The 20,718-nt window shown below is 72.3% G+C and carries 21 protein-coding genes; 8 read left to right on the plus strand and 13 right to left on the minus strand.

All coding sequences use genetic code 11. The features are described 5' to 3' along the window. Positions 1–132: 132 nt before the first annotated feature. Entirely contained in the window at positions 133–729 is a 597-nt protein-coding gene (locus DEI96_RS12875; protein WP_111022356.1) for an NAD(P)H-dependent oxidoreductase, read from the minus strand. A gap of 88 nt (positions 730–817) precedes the next feature. Between DEI96_RS12875 and DEI96_RS12880 the strand changes: the two genes are divergently transcribed. Further along, on the plus strand, positions 818–1,285 hold the full coding sequence (locus DEI96_RS12880) for an MSMEG_6728 family protein (protein WP_111022203.1): 468 nt from the start codon (positions 818–820) through the stop codon (positions 1,283–1,285). 41 nt (positions 1,286–1,326) lie between these two features. On the opposite strand, the gene DEI96_RS12885 is transcribed toward DEI96_RS12880, so the two are convergent. The 7 genes from DEI96_RS12885 to DEI96_RS12915 form a co-directional block, all read right to left on the minus strand. Then, on the minus strand, positions 1,327–1,617 hold the full coding sequence (locus DEI96_RS12885) for a hypothetical protein (protein WP_110863438.1): 291 nt from the start codon (positions 1,615–1,617) through the stop codon (positions 1,327–1,329). 218 nt (positions 1,618–1,835) lie between these two features. After that, a complete protein-coding gene (locus tag DEI96_RS12890; RefSeq protein WP_111233264.1) occupies positions 1,836–2,102 on the minus strand; it encodes a hypothetical protein in 267 nt (88 codons plus the stop codon). A 79-nt stretch (positions 2,103–2,181) separates the two neighbouring features. Next, on the minus strand, positions 2,182–3,321 hold the full coding sequence (locus DEI96_RS12895; protein WP_111022202.1) for a cysteine desulfurase family protein: 1,140 nt from the start codon (positions 3,319–3,321) through the stop codon (positions 2,182–2,184). A gap of 2 nt (positions 3,322–3,323) precedes the next feature. Further along, a complete protein-coding gene (nadC, locus tag DEI96_RS12900) occupies positions 3,324–4,208 on the minus strand; it encodes a carboxylating nicotinate-nucleotide diphosphorylase (RefSeq protein ID WP_111022201.1) in 885 nt (294 codons plus the stop codon). Continuing rightward, a complete protein-coding gene (gene nadB, locus DEI96_RS12905; protein ID WP_111022200.1) occupies positions 4,205–5,872 on the minus strand; it encodes an L-aspartate oxidase in 1,668 nt (555 codons plus the stop codon). Before nadB ends, nadC begins: the two co-directional genes overlap by 4 nt. Positions 5,873–5,904: 32 nt before the next feature. After that, a complete protein-coding gene (gene nadA / locus DEI96_RS12910) occupies positions 5,905–7,176 on the minus strand; it encodes a quinolinate synthase NadA (RefSeq protein WP_111022199.1) in 1,272 nt (423 codons plus the stop codon). An 8-nt stretch (positions 7,177–7,184) separates the two neighbouring features. Beyond that, positions 7,185–7,892 carry an NUDIX hydrolase gene (locus tag DEI96_RS12915; protein ID WP_035808830.1) on the minus strand — a complete coding sequence of 236 codons (708 nt, stop codon included), beginning with the start codon at positions 7,890–7,892 and terminating at the stop codon, positions 7,185–7,187. 144 nt (positions 7,893–8,036) lie between these two features. On the opposite strand from DEI96_RS12915, the gene DEI96_RS12920 reads away from it, so the two are divergent. The 3 genes from DEI96_RS12920 (at position 8,037) to DEI96_RS12930 (ending at position 11,323) form a co-directional block, all read left to right on the plus strand. Next, a complete protein-coding gene (locus DEI96_RS12920; protein WP_071247546.1) occupies positions 8,037–8,318 on the plus strand; it encodes an acylphosphatase in 282 nt (93 codons plus the stop codon). A 167-nt stretch (positions 8,319–8,485) separates the two neighbouring features. Beyond that, positions 8,486–9,967, plus strand: a complete 1,482-nt coding sequence (locus tag DEI96_RS12925; protein WP_110863444.1) for an MDR family MFS transporter — start codon at positions 8,486–8,488, stop codon at positions 9,965–9,967. Between the two features lie 108 nt (positions 9,968–10,075). Continuing rightward, entirely contained in the window at positions 10,076–11,323 is a 1,248-nt protein-coding gene (locus tag DEI96_RS12930; protein ID WP_111022198.1) for a D-arabinono-1,4-lactone oxidase, read from the plus strand. A 24-nt stretch (positions 11,324–11,347) separates the two neighbouring features. On the opposite strand, the gene DEI96_RS12935 is transcribed toward DEI96_RS12930, so the two are convergent. Beyond that, a complete protein-coding gene (locus DEI96_RS12935) occupies positions 11,348–11,857 on the minus strand; it encodes a 2'-5' RNA ligase family protein (RefSeq protein ID WP_258372677.1) in 510 nt (169 codons plus the stop codon). A gap of 177 nt (positions 11,858–12,034) precedes the next feature. On the opposite strand from DEI96_RS12935, the gene DEI96_RS12940 reads away from it, so the two are divergent. The 3 genes from DEI96_RS12940 to DEI96_RS12950 are packed head-to-tail and all read left to right on the plus strand — an operon-like array spanning position 12,035 to position 14,702. Further along, a complete protein-coding gene (locus tag DEI96_RS12940; RefSeq protein WP_111022196.1) occupies positions 12,035–12,985 on the plus strand; it encodes a MetQ/NlpA family ABC transporter substrate-binding protein in 951 nt (316 codons plus the stop codon). Beyond that, on the plus strand, positions 12,985–14,031 hold the full coding sequence (locus DEI96_RS12945) for a methionine ABC transporter ATP-binding protein (protein WP_111022195.1): 1,047 nt from the start codon (positions 12,985–12,987) through the stop codon (positions 14,029–14,031). Before DEI96_RS12940 ends, DEI96_RS12945 begins: the two co-directional genes overlap by 1 nt. Continuing rightward, positions 14,028–14,702 (plus strand): methionine ABC transporter permease, encoded by a 675-nt coding sequence (locus DEI96_RS12950; protein ID WP_017888525.1) that lies wholly within the window; start codon positions 14,028–14,030, stop codon positions 14,700–14,702. The genes DEI96_RS12945 and DEI96_RS12950 overlap by 4 nt, the downstream gene beginning before the upstream one ends. A gap of 650 nt (positions 14,703–15,352) precedes the next feature. Here DEI96_RS12950 and DEI96_RS12955 read toward each other — a convergent pair. After that, complete coding sequence (locus DEI96_RS12955) at positions 15,353–16,129, minus strand: endonuclease/exonuclease/phosphatase family protein (RefSeq protein WP_071405095.1); 777 nt, start codon at positions 16,127–16,129, stop codon at positions 15,353–15,355. 133 nt (positions 16,130–16,262) lie between these two features. Next, positions 16,263–17,672 carry an MFS transporter gene (locus DEI96_RS12960; RefSeq protein WP_111022194.1) on the minus strand — a complete coding sequence of 470 codons (1,410 nt, stop codon included), beginning with the start codon at positions 17,670–17,672 and terminating at the stop codon, positions 16,263–16,265. A 235-nt stretch (positions 17,673–17,907) separates the two neighbouring features. On the opposite strand from DEI96_RS12960, the gene DEI96_RS12965 reads away from it, so the two are divergent. Continuing rightward, a complete protein-coding gene (locus tag DEI96_RS12965) occupies positions 17,908–19,155 on the plus strand; it encodes a putative hexosyltransferase (protein ID WP_111022193.1) in 1,248 nt (415 codons plus the stop codon). Between the two features lie 102 nt (positions 19,156–19,257). Here the strand turns inward: DEI96_RS12965 and DEI96_RS12970 are convergent, their stop codons facing one another. Next, complete coding sequence (locus tag DEI96_RS12970) at positions 19,258–19,749, minus strand: pyridoxamine 5'-phosphate oxidase family protein (protein ID WP_181440427.1); 492 nt, start codon at positions 19,747–19,749, stop codon at positions 19,258–19,260. Between the two features lie 284 nt (positions 19,750–20,033). Next, positions 20,034–20,696 carry a hypothetical protein gene (locus DEI96_RS12975; protein ID WP_111022191.1) on the minus strand — a complete coding sequence of 221 codons (663 nt, stop codon included), beginning with the start codon at positions 20,694–20,696 and terminating at the stop codon, positions 20,034–20,036. Positions 20,697–20,718: the final 22 nt, after the last annotated feature.

Here is a 20,718-nt window from a genome sequence, read left to right on the forward strand (position 1 = left end):
CTGGGTCGCGCCCGTTCCTTCCCACGGCACGCGCGATGCCGGGTGGTTCCGGGCATACCTGGTGAGAACTTTCGACCAGGGACGCCCGGAAGCACCGGGGACGCCCGGAAGAGCCGGGCGCGCGCACGCTGATCAGAACTCGGCGGGGCGCCGCACGTCGGTCAGGCCGGCGGTGGCGAAGCCGCCGCGGATGAGCGGCACGGCCCGGCGCACGGCCTGGTCGATGCGGAGCTCCAGGTCGACGCTCGCGATGTCGTAGCCACCCTCGCGCTTGGTGAAGTCGCGCTCGTTGCCGAACACCCCGAGCGGCAGGGTCGTGGACTGGAAGAACCCGAACAGCGGGCGCATCTGGTGCTCGACGAGCAGGGCGTGCCGGTCGCTGCCGCCGGTGGCGGTCAGGAGCACCGGGGTGTCGACGAGGTCGTACTGCCCGACCCAGTCGAAGAAGAGCTTGAAGGCGCCGGAGTAGGCCGCACGGAAGGCCGGGCTGCCGACGACGAGCACGTCCGCGGCCTCCACCGTCTCGAGGGCCCGACGGGTGCGGTCGGACGTCGTCTCGCGACCCGACGCCGCTCCGAGGTCGGCGAGCAGCGGGCCGATCTCGATCGTCTCGGTCCGAGCGCCGTCGATCTCCTCGGCCAACCGGGCCACCGTCGCCGCGACCAGGGTCGAGGTCCGCGAGGGGTCCGATGGGCTGCCACTGACGCCGACGACCAGTTCTCCGCTCATGCGGTCGATGCTCACACGCTGCCGGGGCGGGCGGCACGTTCGTGACGACATGTGTCGGGTGCCAGTCGGTCGGGGTAGCGTCCGCGCCATGCAGACCTTCCTGCCGTACGCCGACTTCCGGGCATCCGCCGAGGTCCTCGACGACCGGCGGCTCGGCAAGCAGCGGGTCGAGACCCTGCAGGTGATGCGCGCGCTGACGCTCCCCGACTACGGCTGGCAGCACCACCCGGTGACGGCGATGTGGCGCGGCTACCGTCCGGCGCTGATGGCGTACCAGGAGGCCACGTGCCGCGTCTGGGCCGAGCGCGGGTACGCCGACACGTGTCTCGAGAAGACCCTGCTCGACCTGGGCCGCGTGCCGGAGGACCTGGCGGCGTACGAGCGCGGCGACGTGCCCATCCCGCCGTGGAACGACGACGAGGCCCTGCACGTCTCGCACCGCTCGAAGCTCGTGCAGAAGGCGCCGGAGCACTACCGGGAGCTGTTCCCGGACGTACCGGACGACCTGGACTACGTCTGGCCGGGGACACCCGAACCGGCGACGCACAGCGCCTGACCGTCAGGCGACCGCCCGGCTGTCAGGCGACCGCCCGGCTGTCAGGCGACCGGGATCCAGCGACCGCCCTCGCGCCGGGTGACGACGTCGGAGCGGATCTCGACCACGTCCCGCAGCCCGTCGACTGCGGCATCGCGGACGGCCGCGGCGGCACGGTCGTCCTCGGCCTCGAAGCGCACGACGGCACAGGGGACGCCACGGAGCAGCCGGACGTCCTCGGCCTCGACCACGGCGTGTTCGCGCACGAGGGCGGCCGCGGCGGGCAGGACGGCGTCCGGGGCGGTGCCGGGTGCGAGGGCACCGATCGCCAGGGTCGCGCGGTACGAGGGCATGCGACGACGCTACCGGGGAACCGGATCCCGCCGTGGGCTGCAGGGGAACCGACGCCGCTCAGGGGTGCGGACGTCGACCCACGGCGGGATCGCGGTGTACGGCGGGACACGACGACAGGGGGAACGTCGCGCCCCGCGCCGGACGTCGATCAGGGGGTCGACATCCGGTCTGGGTCCACCGCGCGGCTCGGTTCAGGGGAACCGCACGGTGGTGGACCTCAAGGGTGTTCGGTGTCCTCTCGGTACCGGTCCGTCTCGGTCGGTGCGGGCATCGACCGGTGGGCGGCGGCTGGCCGGACCATCGGGAGCAGGGCACTCCCGGCGGTCGCGAGCGCTCCGACCACGGCGATGATCCCGAGCGGGGCCGTGCCGAGGTCGTGCTGCGCTGCCAGGGCGAGCGCGACGAGGGTGGCCGGCGCCGGCAGGAGCTGCACCGCGCGGAAGCGGTCGTCCCGTCGTGTCCGGGTCATCATCGCGTTTGCCATGACGACACTCTGACGCAGATCGGTTGTCCGCAGAAGGGGGGACACGTACCCAGAGATGGAGTAGAACGTCTAGTACACCTCAGCCGAGGGCGCGGACGGTCGCCACGGCATCTGCCACGGCCCCGACGACGACCGGGACGTCGTCGGCGGTCAGGGCCGCGTCGAACGTCAGGCGGAGCGCGGTGCGGGCCACGTCCTCGGGGATCCCGAGCGCCGTGAGCACGTGGGAGGCCTCGGTGCTGCCCGCGGCACAGGCGCTGCCCGACGACGACACCACGTCGCGCTGCTCGAGCTCGAGCAGGACGGTCTCGCCGTTGACGCCCGGGAAGCAGAACGACGCGTGCCCGGGCAGTCGGTGCTCCCGCGACCCGGTGACGAACGCGCCGGGGACCGCGGCGAGCACGCCGTCGAGCACCGCGTCGCGCACGGTGGTCGCCGTGCCCTCCCCCGACCGCACCGTCTCCGCCGCCAGCCCGAGGGCGGTCGCCACCGCCACGGCACCGGCCACGTCCTCGGTACCAGACCGCCGCCCCCGTTCCTGTCCCCCGCCGTGCAGCAGCGGCTCGAGCGGGACACCGGCGCGCACGGCGAGCACGCCGGTGCCCTTCGGGGCGCCGAGCTTGTGCCCGGACAACGACAGCGCGTCGACGCCCAGCACCCCGAGACCGATCGGCAGCCAGGGCGCGGACTGCACGGCGTCGGTGTGGATCCGCGCCCCGACCTCGTGCGCCACCGCCGCGAGCGCGGGGACGTCCTGCACGGTGCCGATCTCGTTGTCGGCGTGCGCGATCGAGACGAGCGTGGTGTCCGAGCGGAGTGCCGCGCGCAGCACCGCCGGGTCGACGCGGCCGTCCGGGCCGACGGGCAGCACGGTGACGTCGAAGTCGTGGAAGCGGGCGAGGTACGCGCAGCTCTCCAGCACGGCCTCGTGCTCGATGGCGCTCGTGACGACGTGCCGACCGCGGGGCGCGGCGAGGGCGATCCCCTTGATCGCGGTGTTCGCCCCCTCGGTGCCGCCGGTGGTGAAGACGACCTCGGCGGGCCGGCACCCGAGCACCCCGGCGACGGCGGACCGTGCAGCGGTGAGTCCCCGCGCGGCCTCGTCCCCGACCCCGTGCGTCGACGAGGGGTTGCCGAACACCCCCGTCAGGTAGGGCCACATCGCCTCGAGCACCTCGCGGCGGACCGGGGTGGTGGCGGCGCGGTCCAGGTAGAACACGGTCAGTCCCGGACCGGCACCGCGACGTCGATGTCGAGTCCGAGGTCGAGCGCCCGCGCCGAGTGGGTCAGCGCCCCGACCGAGATGACGTCGACGCCGGTCGCTGCGATCGCCGCGACGGTGTCGAGCGACACGCCTCCCGAGGCCTCGACGAGCGCGCGTCCGGCGACGATGCCGACCCCGGTCACGAGTTCGTCCGGGGTGAAGTTGTCGAGCATGATCGTGTCGACCCCGGCCGCGACGACGGGTTCGATCTGGTCGATGCGGTCCACCTCGACCTCCACGTGCACGGTGTGCCCGAGCCGCTGGCGGGCCTGGGCGATCGCGTCGCCGATGCCGATCCCGCCGGCCAGGAGCACCGCCAGGTGGTTGTCCTTGGCGAGCACGGCGTCGGACAGCGAGGTGCGGTGGTTGTGCCCGCCGCCGCACCGGACCGCGTACCGCTCGAGTGCTCGGAGGCCGGGCGTCGTCTTCCGGGTGTCGACGATCCGCGCCGAGGTGCCCGCGGCGGCCGCGACGTGCGCCGCGGTGGTCGTCGCGATGCCCGACATCCGCTGCACCAGGTTGAGGGCGACCCGCTCGGCCCGCAGCACGGCGCGCGCCGACCCGGTCACGGTCGCGAGGACGTCGCCCGCCGCGAAGTGCGTGCCGTCGGTGACGTGCACGACGGCGTGGATCGCCGGGTCGACGGCGTGCATCACGGCGACGAACACCGCCCCGCCGCTCAGCACGCCGGGCTCGCGTGCGCCGAGGGTCGCGGTTGCGGTCGCCTCCGCGGGGATCAGGGTCTCGCTGGTGACGTCGCCCCAGGGCGCGTCCTCCTCGAGCGCGGTCTCGATCACGCGACGGAGCGCGTGCGGCGGGATGGTGCCGGGGTCGGTGGTCATGCGGGTACCTCCTGCGGGACGGCTGCGGAGCCGTCGGCGCGTTCGTCCGTGTGCTCGTCGGGGTGTGCGTCGGTGGGGTCGGCGACCCAGGCGTACGAGGCCGGGGCGGTGGGGTCGGTGTCGGGGTGGTCGGTGCGGGCGTGTGCCCCGCGGGACTCGGTGCGGGCCTCGGCGGCGAGCGCGACGAGTCGGGCCAGGTCGAGCAGCGCACGGTCCTCGTGCTCGCGCACGCCGCCGCCGGTCGGCGCGGTCAGCGCGTCGAGGTCGCGGCGCGCGCTGGCCAGCCCGACGGCGTCACGGAGCAGCCCGACACGGTCCGTCATGACGGACTGGACCGCCTGCCGGACGGCACCGACGTCGTCGAGGTGGGTCGCGCCTCCAGGCAGGGTCGGACGGGAGGAACGGATCGCGTCGGCCGCTCGGGGCACGCTGGTGACGTGGAGACCGGCGTCCCCGCGCAGGCGGAGCAGGCCGGGTCGCGGTGCGGCGACCGCGTCCGCTGCGCGGACCGCGAAGACGAGTCCCTCGACCAGGGAGTTCGAGGCGAGCCGGTTGGCGCCGTGGACGCCGGTGCAGGCGGCTTCACCGACGGCGAGGAGTCCGGGCAGGCTGGTGCGGCCCTCGGCGTCGGTGGCGATGCCGCCCATCGAGTAGTGCGCGGCCGGTGCGACCGGGACGCCCTCGCGGGTCCAGTCGAACCCGGCGGCGCGGGTGGCCCGGGTGAGTCCGGGGAACCGCGTGACCAGGAACCCGGCGTCGAGGCCGGTGGCGTCGAGGAGCACGGGTGCGCCGCCCTGGTCGCGCACCGCGGCGGCGATCCCTCGGGCGACGACGTCACGCGGGGCGAGTTCGGCGTCCGGGTGCACGTCGGTCATGAAGCGGCGCCCTGCGGCGTCGCGGAGGACGGCGCCCTCACCGCGGACGGCTTCGGACACCAGGCCGCCTCCGGGGACGGCCAGCCGTGTCGGGTGGAACTGGACGAACTCCAGGTCCGCGAGGACGGCACCGGCGCGCCAGGCGGCGGCGACCCCGTCGCCGGTGGCGACCAGGGGGTTCGTCGTCTCGCGGTACAGGTGTCCGGCTCCCCCGGACGCGATGACGACGGCGTCCGCGTCGAGCCGGCGGGGTTCCCCGAGCAGGTCGAGGACGTCGACGCCGACGACCACGCCGCCGCGGACGACGAGGTCGGTCAGGCTCGTGCGCTCGAGGATCGTGACGTGCCGTCGGTGCAGTGCCGCGATGAGGGTGCGTTCGATGGCGGCTCCGGTCGCGTCGCCGTCGGCGTGCACGACGCGCCACCGGCCGTGCGCGGCCTCACGACCGCGGGCGAGGTCGTCGCCGTACCGGTCGAGGGTCGCCGGGTCCGACGACCGGTCGAAGGGCACCCCGAGGGCGAGCAGGTCGCGGACGCGGGCCGGACCGTCGGTGCACAGGACCTCGACGGCCCGGGCGTCGGCGCTGCCCGCCGCGGCGACGTGGGTGTCGGCCTGGTGCAGTGCCGCGGAGTCGTCGGCACCGAGCGCCACCGCGATGCCGCCCTGGGCGTACGCGGTGGCGCTGTCGGCGAGCGCCCCCTTCGTCACCAGGGTGACGTCGTGCAGGGCACTGGCGCGGATCGCTGCGGTCAGCCCGGCGATGCCGGAGCCGACGATGACGACGTGCACGGTGGTCTCCCTCGTTCGCTCGGACTCGTGTGTCAGCCGCGCGGCTTGGCGGCGAGCATGCGCTCGAGCGCGACCTTGGCGTCGGCCTGCACCTCGGCGGGGACGACGATCTCGTTGAGGACCTCGCCGCGGACGAGGGCTTCGAGCACCCAGGCGAGGTAGCCCGGGTGGATCCGGTACATCGTCGAGCAGGGGCAGACGACTGGGTCGAGGCAGAAGATCGTGTGTTGCGGGTACTCGGCGGCGAGCCGGTTCACCATGTTGATCTCGGTGCCGATCGCGAACGTCGTCGGCTCGGTGGCCGCGGCGACGGTCTTCCGGATCAGGTCGGTGCTGCCGGCGTGGTCGGCGGCGTCGACGACGGCCATCGGGCACTCCGGGTGCACGATGACCTGCACGCCCGGGTACTCGCGGCGGGCCTGGTCGATCTGGTCGACGGTGAAGCGGCGGTGCACCGAGCAGAAGCCGTGCCAGAGGATGACCTTCGCCGCTTCGAGGTCGCTCGTCTCGTTGCCGCCGAGGGGCTTCCGGGGGTTCCACATCGGCATCAGGTCGGTGCTGATGCCCATCGCCTTCGCGGTGTTGCGGCCGAGGTGCTGGTCGGGGAAGAACAGGACGCGCTGCCCGCGCTCGAAGGCCCACTCGAGGACGGTCGCGGCGTTCGACGAGGTGCAGACGATGCCGCCGTTGCGACCGCAGAAGGCCTTGAGGTCGGCGGCGGAGTTCATGTAGGTGACCGGGATCACGGGCACGCGGCCGTCGGCGTCGGGCTCGGTGCCGTACACCGCGGTCAGCTCCGCCCACGCGGCCTCGACGCTGTCGATGTCGGCCATGTCGGCCATCGAGCAGCCGGCGGCCAGGTTCGGCAGGATCACGCGCTGGTCGTCGCGCGCCAGGATGTCGGCGGTCTCGGCCATGAAGTGCACGCCGCAGAACACGATCGCCTCGGCGTCGGGCTTCGTCAGGGCGGCGTTCGCGAGCTGGAACGAGTCGCCGAGGAAGTCCGCGTGCCGGACGACCTCGTCGCGCTGGTAGAAGTGCCCGAGGACGACGACCCGGTCGCCGAGGGTGGCCTTCGCCCGCTCGATGCGCTCGTGGAGCTCGTCGGTCGGAGCCGTCTTGTACTCGTCGGGCAGGACGCCCTGGCGCGGAGCGCTCGTCGGGATGACGTCGGACATCGACGACCCCGGGCCGTACCCGGGGCGGGAGTCGAAGTCCCACGTCGGCATCGCGAGGTCGGGCGTGCAGGTGCTGCCGCCGGCCTTGCCGTTGGAGATGAGTTCGATCGTCGTGGCGATGGACACGGGGCTTCCTATCGGTTCCGCTGCTGGTGCTGATCGGCCCCGGTCTGCAGCGGGCCGTTGTCCGCGTAGGCCAGGTCGGGGTTCGAGCGGTACAGCCGGGCCGGACGGTGCCGGCCCCCGCTCGTGGTCTCGTCGGTCGGCAGGACCGCGTCGGTCTTCTCGACCTGCCGACGGAAGTTCGCGGGGTCGAGTGCTCGGCCGAGCACCGCCTCGTACACGCCGCGGAGTTCGGCGAGGGTGAAGCGGTCACCGAGGAACGCCTGCGCGATCCGCGAGTACGACATCTTGTTGCGCAGCCGCCACAGGGCGTACTCGACGATGCGGTCGTGGTCGAAGGCGAGCGGCGGGTGCTCGTCGGCCAGGAACCACCGGACGTTCCAGTCGTCGGGCACGACGTTCGCCTCGTCCGGGTGCACGAGTGCCCAGTACACGATCGACACCACGCGGCTCGGGGAGCGTCCGACGTCACCGAACGCGTAGAGCTGCTCGAGGTAGCGCGGCTGGACGTTCGTCGTCTCGCGCAGTCGGGCGGCCGCGGAGTCCTCGAGCCCCTCGTCGTCGCCGACCCAGCCGCCGGGGAGCGCCCAGGAGCCCTCGAACGGTTCGGCGACGCGACGGACGAGCGGCATCCACAGCGCCGGGGCGCCGGTGTCGGGGTGCGGGCGCAGTGCGACGATCACGGTGGAGACCGCGACGCGGATGCCTGCTTCGTCCATGGTGGAGATAGTGTCAATCTGACTCGAAGTGTTCGGGTTGGGATGACACTATCACTCCCGACGCGGCGCGCTCGTCACGAGCCGGAAACAGATCGTCACGGGGCCGAAAACTCCCGGGGTGCCGCCGCGGTTAGCGTGGAGGACATGACAACGGTGACGAGGGTGCATGCCGTGGTGTCGGGGACGGTCCAGGGGGTCGGCTTCCGGTACTGGACCGCTCGGAAGGCGGACGGGCTCGACCTCGTCGGCTACGCGAGGAACCTCTGGGACGGCACGGTGGAGGTCGAGGCAGAGGGACCCTCGGTCGCCGTGGACTCGCTGGTCGAGTGCCTGCGCACCGGGCCACCGTCGGCGACCGTGACGGACGTCAGCCTGCGGTCGGTGGTGCCGCACGGGGACGCCGACGGGTTCGCGATCCTGCACTGAGCGGACGTGCGTGGGAGCTGCGCCGACGACCGGCGTGCTCGGCACCGATCGTTCACCTGCGGATGTCGGAGCGAAGCGGAATAATCGCATCCACTCAGGGAGTTGGCCTGTCTGCGCGTCCTGCGCCACACCCGTTCCACCCGTCGTGACCCACCAGGAGCACCCGCATGACCCAGGCCGTCGATTCCGCCCCCCGCACGGGAAGCGTCTCGCAGCCGTCCGCTGCCGAGACCCGACTCGTGATCGGGCTGCTGCTCGTCTCCGCGTTCGTCGTCATCCTCAACGAGACCATCATGGGCGTGGCCCTGCCCCGGCTCATGGACGACCTGGACATCAGCGCCGCGACCGGCCAGTGGCTGACCACCGGCTTCCTGCTCACCATGGCGGTCGTCATCCCGATCACCGGGTTCCTGCTGCAGCGCTTCAACACCCGACCGGTGTTCGTCTGGGCGATGGGCCTGTTCTCGGTCGGCACGCTGATCGCCCTGCTCGCGCCGGGCTTCACCGTCCTGCTCGTCGGCCGCATCGTGCAGGCCAGCGGCACCGCGATCATGATGCCGCTGCTCATGACGACGGTCCTGACCCTCGTCGACCCCGCACACCGTGGCCGCATCATGGGCAACATCTCGATCGTCATCTCGGTCGCTCCGGCCATCGGCCCGACGATCTCCGGCCTGATCCTCAACGCGTTCTCGTGGCGCTGGCTGTTCGGCTTCGTGCTGCCCATCGCGATCGCGGCGCTCATCCTCGGCATGGTCAAGGTGCAGAACGTCTCGACGCCGCGCAAGGCGCCGATCGACGTCGTCTCGGTCATCCTCTCCGCCTTCGCGTTCGGTGGCATCGTCTACGGCCTGTCCAGCATCGGTGAAGCCGGCACGACCGGTCCGCTCGTCCCGGTGACCGCCCTGGTCGTCGGCGCCGTGGCCCTCGCGGTGTTCATCGTCCGGCAGACCCGCCTGCAGCGCACCGACAGCGCCCTGCTCGACCTGCGCACCTTCCGCACCCGTGGCTTCACGGTGCCGATCGTCGCGATGGGCCTGAGCTTCATGGCGATGTTCGGCACGCTCATCCTGCTGCCGATCTACCTGGAGCGCGTCCTCGGCCTCGAGGTCCTGCAGGTCGGCCTGCTGCTGCTCCCCGGTGGGCTGCTGATGGGCCTGCTTTCCCCCATCGTCGGGCGCATCTACGACCGCCGTGGCCCGCGCGTGCTGCTCATCCCCGGATCGATCATCGTCAGCGCCGTGCTCTGGGCGCTCTCCACCGTGGGCGTCGACACCAGCGTGTGGTTCGTCCTCGGTGCGCACGTGGTGCTGAGCATCGGCCTGGCCCTGACCTTCACGCCGCTGTTCACCGCGGCGCTCGGCGGGCTGCCCCCGAAGCTGTACTCGCACGGCAGCGCGGTGCTCGGCACGGCGCAGCAGCTCGCCGGTGCGGCGGGCACGGCCCTGTTCGTCACGCTGCTGACGATCGGTGCGGCCACCGCCGTCGAGGGCTCCGGTGCCCGCGGGGTCCAGGTGGCCACCGCGTCGGGCGTCGGCACCGCCTTCATGGTCGGCGCGATCATCTCGCTGTTCGGCATCCTCGCTTCGGTGTTCGTCCGCCGGCCCGAGGTGCCGGAGGGCGCGCCGACGCCCCCGCCCGTGCACTGACCGACGAGCCTCGCGCACCGACCGACGAGCCGGGCCGGACGCCGAACCCGTGACGGGTCCGGCGCCCGGCCCGCGCCCGTCTCCGGGCCGCGTGGCAGGGTGGGCGCCATGCGGTCGACGACGAGCGAGCTCAACTGGTCCGGCACGGTCACGTACACGGCCGAACGGGTCGTCCGTCCGTCGTCGATCGACGAGGCCGCCCAGGTCGTGGCCGACGCCGATCGGGTGCACGGCCTCGGTACCCGGCACTCGTTCAACGACGTCGCCGACACCCCGGGCACCCTGCTCGACCTGACCGGCATCCCCACCGACCTGGTCGTCGACGCCGAGCACCGCACCGTGACGCTCGGGGCCGGCACCCGGTACGGCGACGTCGCGGCCGACATCGACCGTGCCGGGTTCGCCCTGCACAACACGGGTTCCCTGCCGCACATCTCCATCGGGGGTGCGGTCGCGACCGGCACCCACGGTTCCGGCACGACACTGGGCTCGCTCGCCACCGCGGTGCGCGCGTTCGAGGTGCTCGGTCCGGACGGCTCCGCCCGGACGATCGACCGGACGGACCCCGCGTTCGACGGTGCCGTGCTGCACCTCGGCCTGCTCGGCATCGTGACCCGGGTGACCCTCGACGTCGAACCGTCCTACCGGATGCGTCAGGACGTCTACGGCGCGATCCCCTGGGACACCTTCACGGCGAACGTCGCCGAGGTGCACGCCACCGCGTACTCGGTGTGCGCCTACACGGTGTTCGGCGACGCGATAACCGAGGTCCTGGTGAAGTCGCGCGTGCCCGAGGGCGCCGAGGACGTGCCGGTCCCGGAGACCCTGGCCGGCGCACGCCGTCTGCCCGGCACCCCCGGCGACGACCACCGGACCGCGCGCGACGGCTCGGTCGGCCCGTGGTGGGACCGCCTGCCGCACTTCCCGATCGGGTCCGTCCCGAGCCACGGGTCCGAGGTGCAGAGCGAGCACTTCGTCCCGCTCCGGCACGCGGCGGCCGCCCTCGACGCGCTCCGGGGGTTCGCCGACCGGATCCAGCCGCACCTGCACGTCTGCGAACTCCGGACGATGGCGGCGGACGACCTCTGGCTCAGCCCGACCCAGGGCGAGGACGTGCTCTGCATCGCGTTCACCTGGAAGAAGCACCCGGCCGAGGTCGCCGCACTCCTGCCCGACCTGGAGGCCCGGCTCGCGGCCTTCGACGGCCGACCGCACTGGGGCAAGATGAGCTCGCTCGACCACGCGGCGATCGCCGGGCTCTACCCGCGGCTGGCGGACTTCCGCGACCTCGTCGCCCGGGCCGACCCGGAGCGGACGTTCGCATCCGCGTTCGGCGAGCGCGTGCTCGGGACCTGACCCGGGCCTCCAGGCCGTGCCCCGCTAGTCGGTCGTGAACGCGAGCGGCGTGATCGTCCGCGTCTCGCCGTCCCAGTGCCGCACGCCGCCGACGTCGAGCGTCTCCGGCAGCGGCACGGCGCGCAGCGCAGCGACGGCGCGCGGCAGGTCCTCGTCGCGCACCCGACGGGCCAGCGTGACGTGCGGCGACCAGTGCCCGGGCACCGACGTCTCGACGCCGCCGGGGGCGACCGCGTGCACCTCGGCGTGGAAGGTCGTGAGCGCCGCGTCGAGGACCACCGCGCGCACGAGCACCGACCGACCGGCACCCGCGGGGAAGAGCAGCAGCCCGCCGAGCCGGATCGCGGTCGGGACCGACGTGCGGAACCCGGCCGGCACGGGCAGCCTGTCCCCGGCGGCCAGGGTGACGTGCGGGGCGTTCGACGGCGACGGGTGCCGACCGAGGCTCGGCAGGTCGGCGTCGATCAGGGCCTGCCAGGCGGACCGCACGGCGGCGTCCGACTCCGGGCCGAGGACGAGTTCGATGCTGCGCACGATCCGAGTCAACCAAGTCGTGTCGGGACGCGTGCTCCGACGCAGGCGGCACGGATCGAGTGCTGCGTAACACGACGGAACGGAACTCGCACCGGGGGTGGGCCGCACGTCACACTCGTCTCCACGCCGCGGACCACCGCGGCGCCCCCACACGCACGGCCCACGAGGAGCACCAGCATGTCCGCAGCCCCCGCACTGCCCGAGAAGCCGAAGGGCAAGCGCCCGATCGGCTGGATCGTCGCGGCCGCGATCGTCGTCGTGGCGATCGTCGTCGCCGTCGTCGTCGGAGCCCTCCGTTCCGGGAGCAACGACGCCGGTGCCGCCGGTGACGCCGCCCCGAAGACCGTCACGATCGGTGTCTCGGACAAGTCGCTCGGCTACTGGAGCACGTACACGAAGCTCGCGAAGGACAAGCTCAACGTCACCGTCAAGCTGACGAACTTCTCGGACTACTCGCTGCCGAACCCCGCCCTCAAGGACGGCCAGCTGGACATCAACCAGTTCCAGCACATCCAGTACCTGGCGGACTACAACGTCACCTCGAACGACGACCTGCAGCCGATCGGCTCGACCGCCGTGTACCCGCTGCCGCTCTACGCGACGAAGTACGACAAGCCGTCCGAGCTGCCCGCGAACGCGAAGGTCGCGATCCCGAACGACTCGATCAACCAGGCCCGTGCGCTCCTGATCCTGCAGGCGGCCGACCTGATCACCCTGAAGGACGGCGGCTCGGCGTTCTCCACCGCGGACGACATCGAGACGAAGAAGGTCGACGTCCAGCCCCTCGACGCCTCGCAGACCGCGAACGCGCTGCAGCAGGGCTCCGTCGCCGCCGCCGTCGTGAACAACAACTTCGCCACCGCCGCCGGTCTGCCGATCTCGGACGCGATCTACCAGGACGACCCCTCGAGCGCGAGCGCCGCCCCGTACGTGAACGTGTTCGCCGTCCGCGACGAGGACAAGGGCAACAAGACCTACCTCGAGCTGGCCGAGCTGTTCCAGGACGACGCCGTGCAGAAGGCCTTCGCGAAGGACCTGCCCGAGGCCGTCGCCCGCGACGAGAGCGCCTCGAAGCTGCAGGACGAGCTCGCCCAGGTCGAGCAGGACGCGAAGGCGGCCAAGCAGTAGTGCCGGTCCTCGTCGAACTCCGCGGCGTCTCGAAGCACTACCGCCGCGCCGACACCGGCGAGACCGTGGTGGCCGTCGAGGACGTCTCCCTGGACGTGCACCAGGGAGAGGTCCTCGGCGTCATCGGGTACTCCGGTGCCGGAAAGTCCACCCTGGTCCGCCTGGTCAACGCGCTGGAGCTGCCGAGCTCCGGCACGGTGACCGTCGCGGGCCGCGAACTGACGGCGATCCCCGAGCGGGACCGCCGTCTGGCGCGTCGCAACATCGGGATGATCTTCCAGCAGTTCAACCTGTTCCGGTCCCGCACGATCGCCGGCAACGTCGCGTACCCGCTCAAGGTCGCCGGTGTGCCGAAGGCCGAGCGGAACCGTCGCGTCGCCGAGCTGCTCGACTTCGTGGGCCTGCTCGAACGCGCCCACGCCTACCCGGAGCAGCTGTCCGGCGGCCAGAAGCAGCGCGTCGGCATCGCCCGCGCCCTCGCCGCGTCGCCCGACCTGCTGCTCGCCGACGAGGCGACCAGTGCCCTCGACCCGGAGACCACCTCCGAGGTGCTCGCGCTGCTCCGCCGGGTCAACCGGGAGCTCGGCGTCACCATCATCGTCATCACGCACGAGATGGACGCCGTCCGGCAGATCGCCGACCGGGTCGCCGTGATGGAGCAGGGGCGGGTCGTCGAGGTCGGCGACGTCTACGACGTGTTCTCGGCCCCGAAGACCGGTGCCGCGCAGCGCTTCGTCCGCACCGCGCTGCACGACCGGCCCTCCCCCGAGACGCTCCGGCGCCTGCGGGACCGGCACCCGGGTCGGCTCGTCACGGTGCAGATCACCGACGAGGCCGGGCTGCAGAACCGCATCGACGCCGCGTTCCGCGCCGCCGGGGTCACCGCCGAACTCGTCTACGGCGGGGTCGGCGAGATCCGGGAGCGCCGGATCGGGTCGCTCACCTACGAACTGAGCGCGCCCGGCGCCGAGCCCGACGCCATCGATCGCGCGATCGCCGCACTCCGCGCCGACGGCGTCACGACCGACGAGGAGGCCGCCGCGTGAACAACAACTCGTTCCAGAGCGTGATCGACACGTTCGACGTCTTCCTCGCCGCCATCCGCGACACCATCGTGATGTCGCTGATCTCGCTGGTCATCGCCGGGGTCATCGGCCTCGCGCTCGGCCTGCTGCTCTACGCGACCCGGCCGGGCAACGTCCTCGGCAACCGCACCGCGTACACGGTGCTCAACGTGTTCGTGAACCTGATCCGCCCGATCCCGTTCGTGATCTTCCTCGCGGCGATCGCGCCGCTGTCGCGGGTCGTCGTGCAGACCACGATCGGCGTCCCCGCGGTGACCTTCGCAATCTCGTTGGCCGCGGCGTTCGCGGTGTCCCGGATCGTCGAGCAGAACCTGCTGTCGGTCGACCCGGGCGTCGTCGAGGCGGCTCGGGCCTCGGGCGCGCACCCGGTCTCGATCCTGCTGACCGTGCTCATCCCCGAGGGTCTCGGCCCCCTGATCCTCGGCTACACGTTCATCTACATCGGCATCGTCGACATGACCGCACAGGGTGCGCTGATCGGTGGTGGCGGGCTCGGCGAGTACGCGATCACCTACGGCTCGCAGCGCTACGACTGGTGGGTGGTCTACGTCTCGGTGGCGGCGATCGTCGTCATCGTGCAGCTCGGCCAGTTCATCGGCAACCGCTTGGCGCGGGCGACGCTGCGTCGCTGACGCGGGCTCGCGGGCTCTGAGGGCAACCGCCTGGAGGCCCGGTGCCGGTCCACGAGACCGGCACCGGGCCTCCGGTGCGTCGCCGCCCCGACGGGCGCGCCCAGCGTCGTCCGCCGAGCGGTCACGACTCCCCGCTCATCTCCGCCGAGGTCGCACGAACCGTCGCTGCGCGCCCCCGCAACCGACCGTTTGCGACCACTCAGTGATGCGCACGCGGCATGTCGTGCGACCTCGACACGCACCGCCGAGCGGTCACGACTCCCCGCTCGTCTCCGCCGAGGTCGCACAATCGGTCGCCCGACGCCCCCGCAACCGACAGTTCGCGGCCACCCGGCGGCACACCCGCGGCATGTCGTGCGACCTCGGCAGGCGCTGCCGAGCGGTCGGAACTCCCCGCTCACCTCCGCCGAGGTCGCACGAACCGTCGCCCGACGCCCCCGCAACCGACAGTTCGTGACCACTCGGCGGCGCGCACGCGGCATGTCGTGCGACCTCGGCAGGCGCTGCCGAGCGGTCACGACTCCCCGCTCTCCTCCGCCGAGGTCACACGAACCGTCGCCCGACACCTCCGCAACCGACAGTTCGCGACCACCCGGCGATGCGCACGCGGCATGTCGTGCGACCTCGGCACGAGCGGCCGATGGCGCGTGTCAGGCGGCGGGAGCCTCGACGGTGGTGACCGCGCCGGTCTCGCCGGGGTGCTCGTAGTGGGCACGGACCAGGATCGGGCGGTGGTCGGAGATGCCGGCCGGCAGGGTCTCGACGCCGGCGATGTGCAGGCCGACGCTCGTCGCGAAGTCGAAGTGGCCCGTGAACTTGCGGTAGCGCAGGTACGTCGGCTGGTCGGAAAGCGACAGCGCGAACCCACCCTGCTCGATCTTCCGGCGCAGGTTCGTCTGGAACCACGGGTAGTTGAAGTCGCCGACCATGACCGCGGGGACGTCCTTCGCAAGCTCGCGCAGGAACTGGTGTGCCGCCTCGATCTGCTTGCGGCGCAGGGAGTTCGTCGCGGTCAGGGGCGAGGCGTGGAACGACGCGACGACGACCTCGGCGTCGGCCTCGGTGTCGCGCAGGTGCATCGCGATGAGCCGTTCGTGCGCGGGTGCGAGGACCCGGTCGTGCAGCGACTTCTGCAGCGAGTGGATGCTGAAGTCCTGCACCTCGAAGCGGTCGTCGCGCTTGTAGATCGCGAGCCCGAGTCGGTTGGTGCGGGTCGACGCGGCGAGCGAGAGGCCGCCGATCGACGGAGCGAGGTCGTTGCTGTCGCACTCCTGCACGCACAGGACGTCGGCGTCGGACGCCTCGGCCAGTGCGGCGAGCTCGCTGTTCGCGGTGTGCTCGCGGAGGTTGTAACTGACGACACGGAGCTGCGTGGGCTGCACGGTCTGCTCTGATGCGATCGTGCTCTGCTGCTCTGGCGCGGCCATGCTGCCTTCCTGTCCGGGTGTTCCGGTCACCCTGCCGCGGTCACCGTACTCGGGTACCGCGGACGGTTGCTGAGACTGTAACGCCTGCCGGGTTTCCACCGTGTGACCGTGACGGAAACGGACAGCGGCGGGATCAGGCGCGGACACGGCGGACCGGGCGGACGGTGTCGCCCGCTGTGCGACTCATCAGGATGCCCTCGACGCAGGCGACCACGAGCAGGGCGGCGATGACCCAGAACGCGGCCGTGTACGGACCGTCACCACCCAGGCCGGAGGCCGCGCGGATGACCACGGCGGCGACGGCCACACCGAAGCCCGCGGCGGTCTGCTGCAGGGTCGACGACAGCGTGTTGGCGGGGGTCATGTCCGCCTGCTCGACGTCGGCGAAGGCGATCGTGTTGTACGCCGTGAAGCCCACGGAGCGGGCAGCACCGCTGACGACGAGCAGCACGGCGAGCAGCCAGAACGGGGTGTCCTCGGACATGAACGCCATCGCGACCACGGTCAGCGCGGCGACGGCCGACGACACGATGATCACCGGGCGGTAGCCCCACCAGCGCAGGAACGGGGTCGTCATCGGCTTGATGCCGAGGTTCCCGACGAACACCCAGAGCACGGCGGACCCGGCGAGCACGGCGCTCCAGCCCCAGGCGTCCTGGAACAGCAGCGGGAGCACGAACGGCACCGCGGACACCGCCAGGCGGAACAGGCTGCCGCCGGCGTGCGACACCCGGAAGGTCTCGAGCCGGAACGCGTCGAGCCCCATGATCGGGTGCGGAGCCCGGCGGAAGTGCCGGATCGCGAGCCAGCAGCAGACCGCGCCGAGGACCCCGGAGACGACGACCGCGGTGACCGGCACGACGTCGAGCGCGAGCAAGGACGCCATGACCACGAGCGAGCCGAGCCCGAAGCAGGCGAGCAGCGACCCGAACCAGTCGAACGGCACCCGCTGCGCAGCACGCTCCTGCGGCACGAGCACCAGGGCGGCGACGAAGGCGATGACGCCGAGCGGGATGTTGATGAGGAAGATCCAGTGCCACGACAGCGTCTCGACGAGGACCCCGCCGATGAACGGCGCGATGATCGGTGCGGCGAGGGCCGGCCAGGTCAGGATCGCGATGGCGGTGACGAGTTGTTCGCGCCCCGCGCTCCGGAGCACGACGAGCCGGCCGACGGGCACCATGAGCGCTCCGCCGAGGCCCTGCAGGATGCGCCACAGCGTCAGCTCGACCAGCCCGGTGGACAGCGCGCACAGGGCGGACGCGATCGTGAACAGCGCGATGGCCCCGGCGAAGACGGTCCGGGAACCGATCCGGTCGGTGAGCCAGCCGGACACCGGGATGAACACTGCGAGGGTCACGAGGTACGCGGTGATCGCGACGCCCACCGCGGCGGAGTCGACCCCGAGGTCACGCCCCATGGCCGGGGCGGCGGTCGCCAGGATCGTGCCGTCCAGGAGCTCCATGAAGAAGGTCCCGGCCACCAGCACGGCGACCGCCGTGCTGCCCGTCCGTCGTCTGGGTGTCGTCGCCGTCGTCGTCATCGCCCACCGAGACTATGCCCGCCGACGTCCGCCCCGTCACGGACGGGCCGCCCACCGGACGCGACACCGGGCGCGGCACCGCCCACCGGGCGCGGCACCGGCCAGGGGACGGACGCGAGACAGCGCGCACGACGCGGGACGGGCCTCCAGGCGCAGTTCCGTGCGATCCTCACGCTCGGGCCGACTAACCTGTCCGGGTGCCGACCCGACCACACGAACGCCGAGGAACTCGCGCGTGAGCCGCACCGACAGTGCCGGCGTGGTCGCCGCGGGCACGGCCAGCGGTCGACGACGTGTCCTGGACACCGTGGCCTCCCTGCCGGCGTGGGCGGCGGTCCTGCTCGTCTGGACGGGCGGCCGGGTCCTGTCGACCCTGTGGCTCGCCCTCGCGTACCCGCTCATCGGTCGTGCACTGCCGGGCAACGCGATCTGGGGCAACGAGCACGGGTTCGGCGCGTTCCTGGTGGCCTGGGACGGGCAGTACTACGAGCAGATCTCGCTGCATGGGTACCCCGACGCGCTGCCGCTCGACGCCGCCGGCAACGTCGCGCAGAACGCCTGGGCCTTCCTGCCGGCGTTCCCCTTCACGATCCGGGCGCTGACCGCCTCCACCGGGGTGCCGTTCGAACTCGGCGCACCGCTCGTCGCGATCGTCGCCGGGCTGCTCGCCACCTACCTGCTGCACCGCCTGGTGCGGGACCGCGCCGGGCACGCCGCGGCGATGTGGGCGGTCTTCTTCTTCAGCTGCGGTCCGCTGTCGTTCCTGCTGCAGGTCGGGTACGCGGAGAGCATGTTCCTCGCGCTGTCGTTCGGGGCGCTGCTCGCCCTGGAGCGTCGGCGCTACGGGCTCCTGACGGCACTCGGCGTCGCCGCGGCCTTCACCCGCCCCGGTGCCCTGGCGATCCCGCTCGTGCTCGGCGTCGTCGCACTCGTGCGGTGGGTCCGTGCGCGGCGCGAGACCGGCCGGGTGTTCGAGGGCTTCCCGCTCCGCGAGCAGGTCTGGGTCGTCGCCGCGGGCCTGACCATGGTCCTCGCCGGGCTCGCCTGGCCCGTGATCGCCTCGCACGCCACCGGGACGCCGAACGCCTACCTGGAGACCGAGATGTCCTGGTGGGTGAACTTCATCGGCCGGGTGGACTTCGTGCCGCTGACGCCGTGGTTCCTCATCGCGGGCCGCTGGCTCGGCGTGGGCGGGATCCTGATCGTGGTGTTCCTGCTCGTCACGTACCCGATCTGGCTGCTCCGCCGGTCGACGCTGCGGCTCGGGCCCACGACGGTGCTGTACTCGGCCGCGTACGCGCTGTACATCTTCGCGGTGTCGCTGCCGATGGCCTCGACCCCGCGGCTGCTCATGCCGCTCGCGCCGCTGTTCGGGTCGCCCGAGCTGGTCGCGAAGCCCTGGATGCGGTGGACCTTCGTGACGGCCGCGTTGGCCGGGCAGCCGGTGCTGGTCGCGGTGCTGTGGCTGCTCGGCCCTCCGTGAGCGGCTGACGCGCAGCCCTCGCAGGCACGCGTCCCGACATGACGCGACGCCGCCGTCCGGACAGGACGACGGCGTCGTGCGTCAGGCGTGAGGCGTCGCGCCTCAGAGCTCGACCGTGCCGTGGTCGCCGGTGTCCGGCTGGCTCTGCTTGCCGAGCGCCGCCTTGAACATCTGCACCAGGCTGCCGACCGGCCCGGTGTCCTGGGTCCAGTACTCGACCGAGACCCCCTCGACCGTCAGCAGCCGGATCGACGGGTCCTGGCGGCCCTCGGGGAACCAGGCCTCGGCGAACGGGGACCACAGCTCATCGACGACCGAGTCGTCCCGGGTCACGGTCGCGGTCCCGGCGATGGACAGGTACCCGCCCTGCGACTCGATCGAGACGTTGACGTGCGGGTTCCGCGCGATGTCCTCGACCTTCTCGCTGCCGTCCTGCACCAGGAACCGCAGGGTCCCGTGGAACGTCTTGTCCTGCACCGCGAGGGGCCTGGCGTGCAGGTTCCCGTCCTCGCTCACCGTGGTGAGCAGTGCCGTGTGGGCGCCGTGGACGATGTCCGAGATGGCGGCGCGCTGCTCCGTCTGTGTGTCGGTCATGGTGCTCCTTTGCGTCATGCGCCCCGCTCCTGCCGACGTGCGACCGTCGGTGCACGGGGCCGTACCGTTCCGACCAGTGTGCCCCTCCGGCGCTGGACGCGTCAGCCCGGCGCGTCGACGTGGTCCGGTCGCGGTCGGCCTGGAGGCCCGGTGCACGCCGACCACGCCGCCCCCGCCGGGCGGATGCGCCGTCCACGACGTCAGGATCGTGAGCACACGATGTCGCCTCCGCACCGGCGAACCGACCATTCCTGCTCACGAAGTGGGGCAGGGACCAGCCGGGGTCAGGCGGGTTCGCGGATCGTGGTCTCGACGTCGACGACCTGGGGGATCTTCGGCATCGAGGCGAAACCGAACGCCACGGGCGGGTCGAGCGGCGCCAGGGCCCCGAGCGGCTCCCCCGCCCAGGTCCCCCGCACGCCGGTGACGTCGTGCGCCCCGGTCACGCCGTAGTACTCGCGGCGACCGTTGCCCGCCGACCCCGCCGTGCCGGACCCCGGCGCGAGCAGGCGAGCCACCGGGTCGATCGCGGCGAGCCAGCGCGGATCGCGGGCGATCGGCTTCGGGACGATGCGCAGGATCCGGCCGAGCGGCGAGATGCCGCCGACGTCGATCGAGGCCTGCAGCGCCCCGGCGGACAGCTCGAGGCCGCTGGCGGTGCGCCGGGCGTGGACGTCGACGACCGAGACGGTGTCGAAGCGGTAGGTGCCGGAGACGTACGCGGCGACGATCTCGTCGGGTGCGAGCAGCACGCTGGTGCCGTCGGGGAGCTCGAGGAACACGTCCGTGAACGGCCCGAACGGCGAGCGGTCCCACATGCCGACGACGATGCGGACACCCGAGGTGGTGCCGACGCCCATGATCCGGCCGCGGAACCGGCGTTCGACGACGGAGTCGGAGGCGTGACCAGCAGCGGGACCGGAGGCGTGGTCGGGGCGTGACGACATGCCCTGGACCGTACCCGTGGCC

Origin of the sequence: Curtobacterium sp. MCLR17_031 (assembly GCF_003234775.2) — a bacterium.
In the GTDB taxonomy this organism is placed as follows: Bacteria; Actinomycetota; Actinomycetes; order Actinomycetales; family Microbacteriaceae; genus Curtobacterium; species Curtobacterium flaccumfaciens.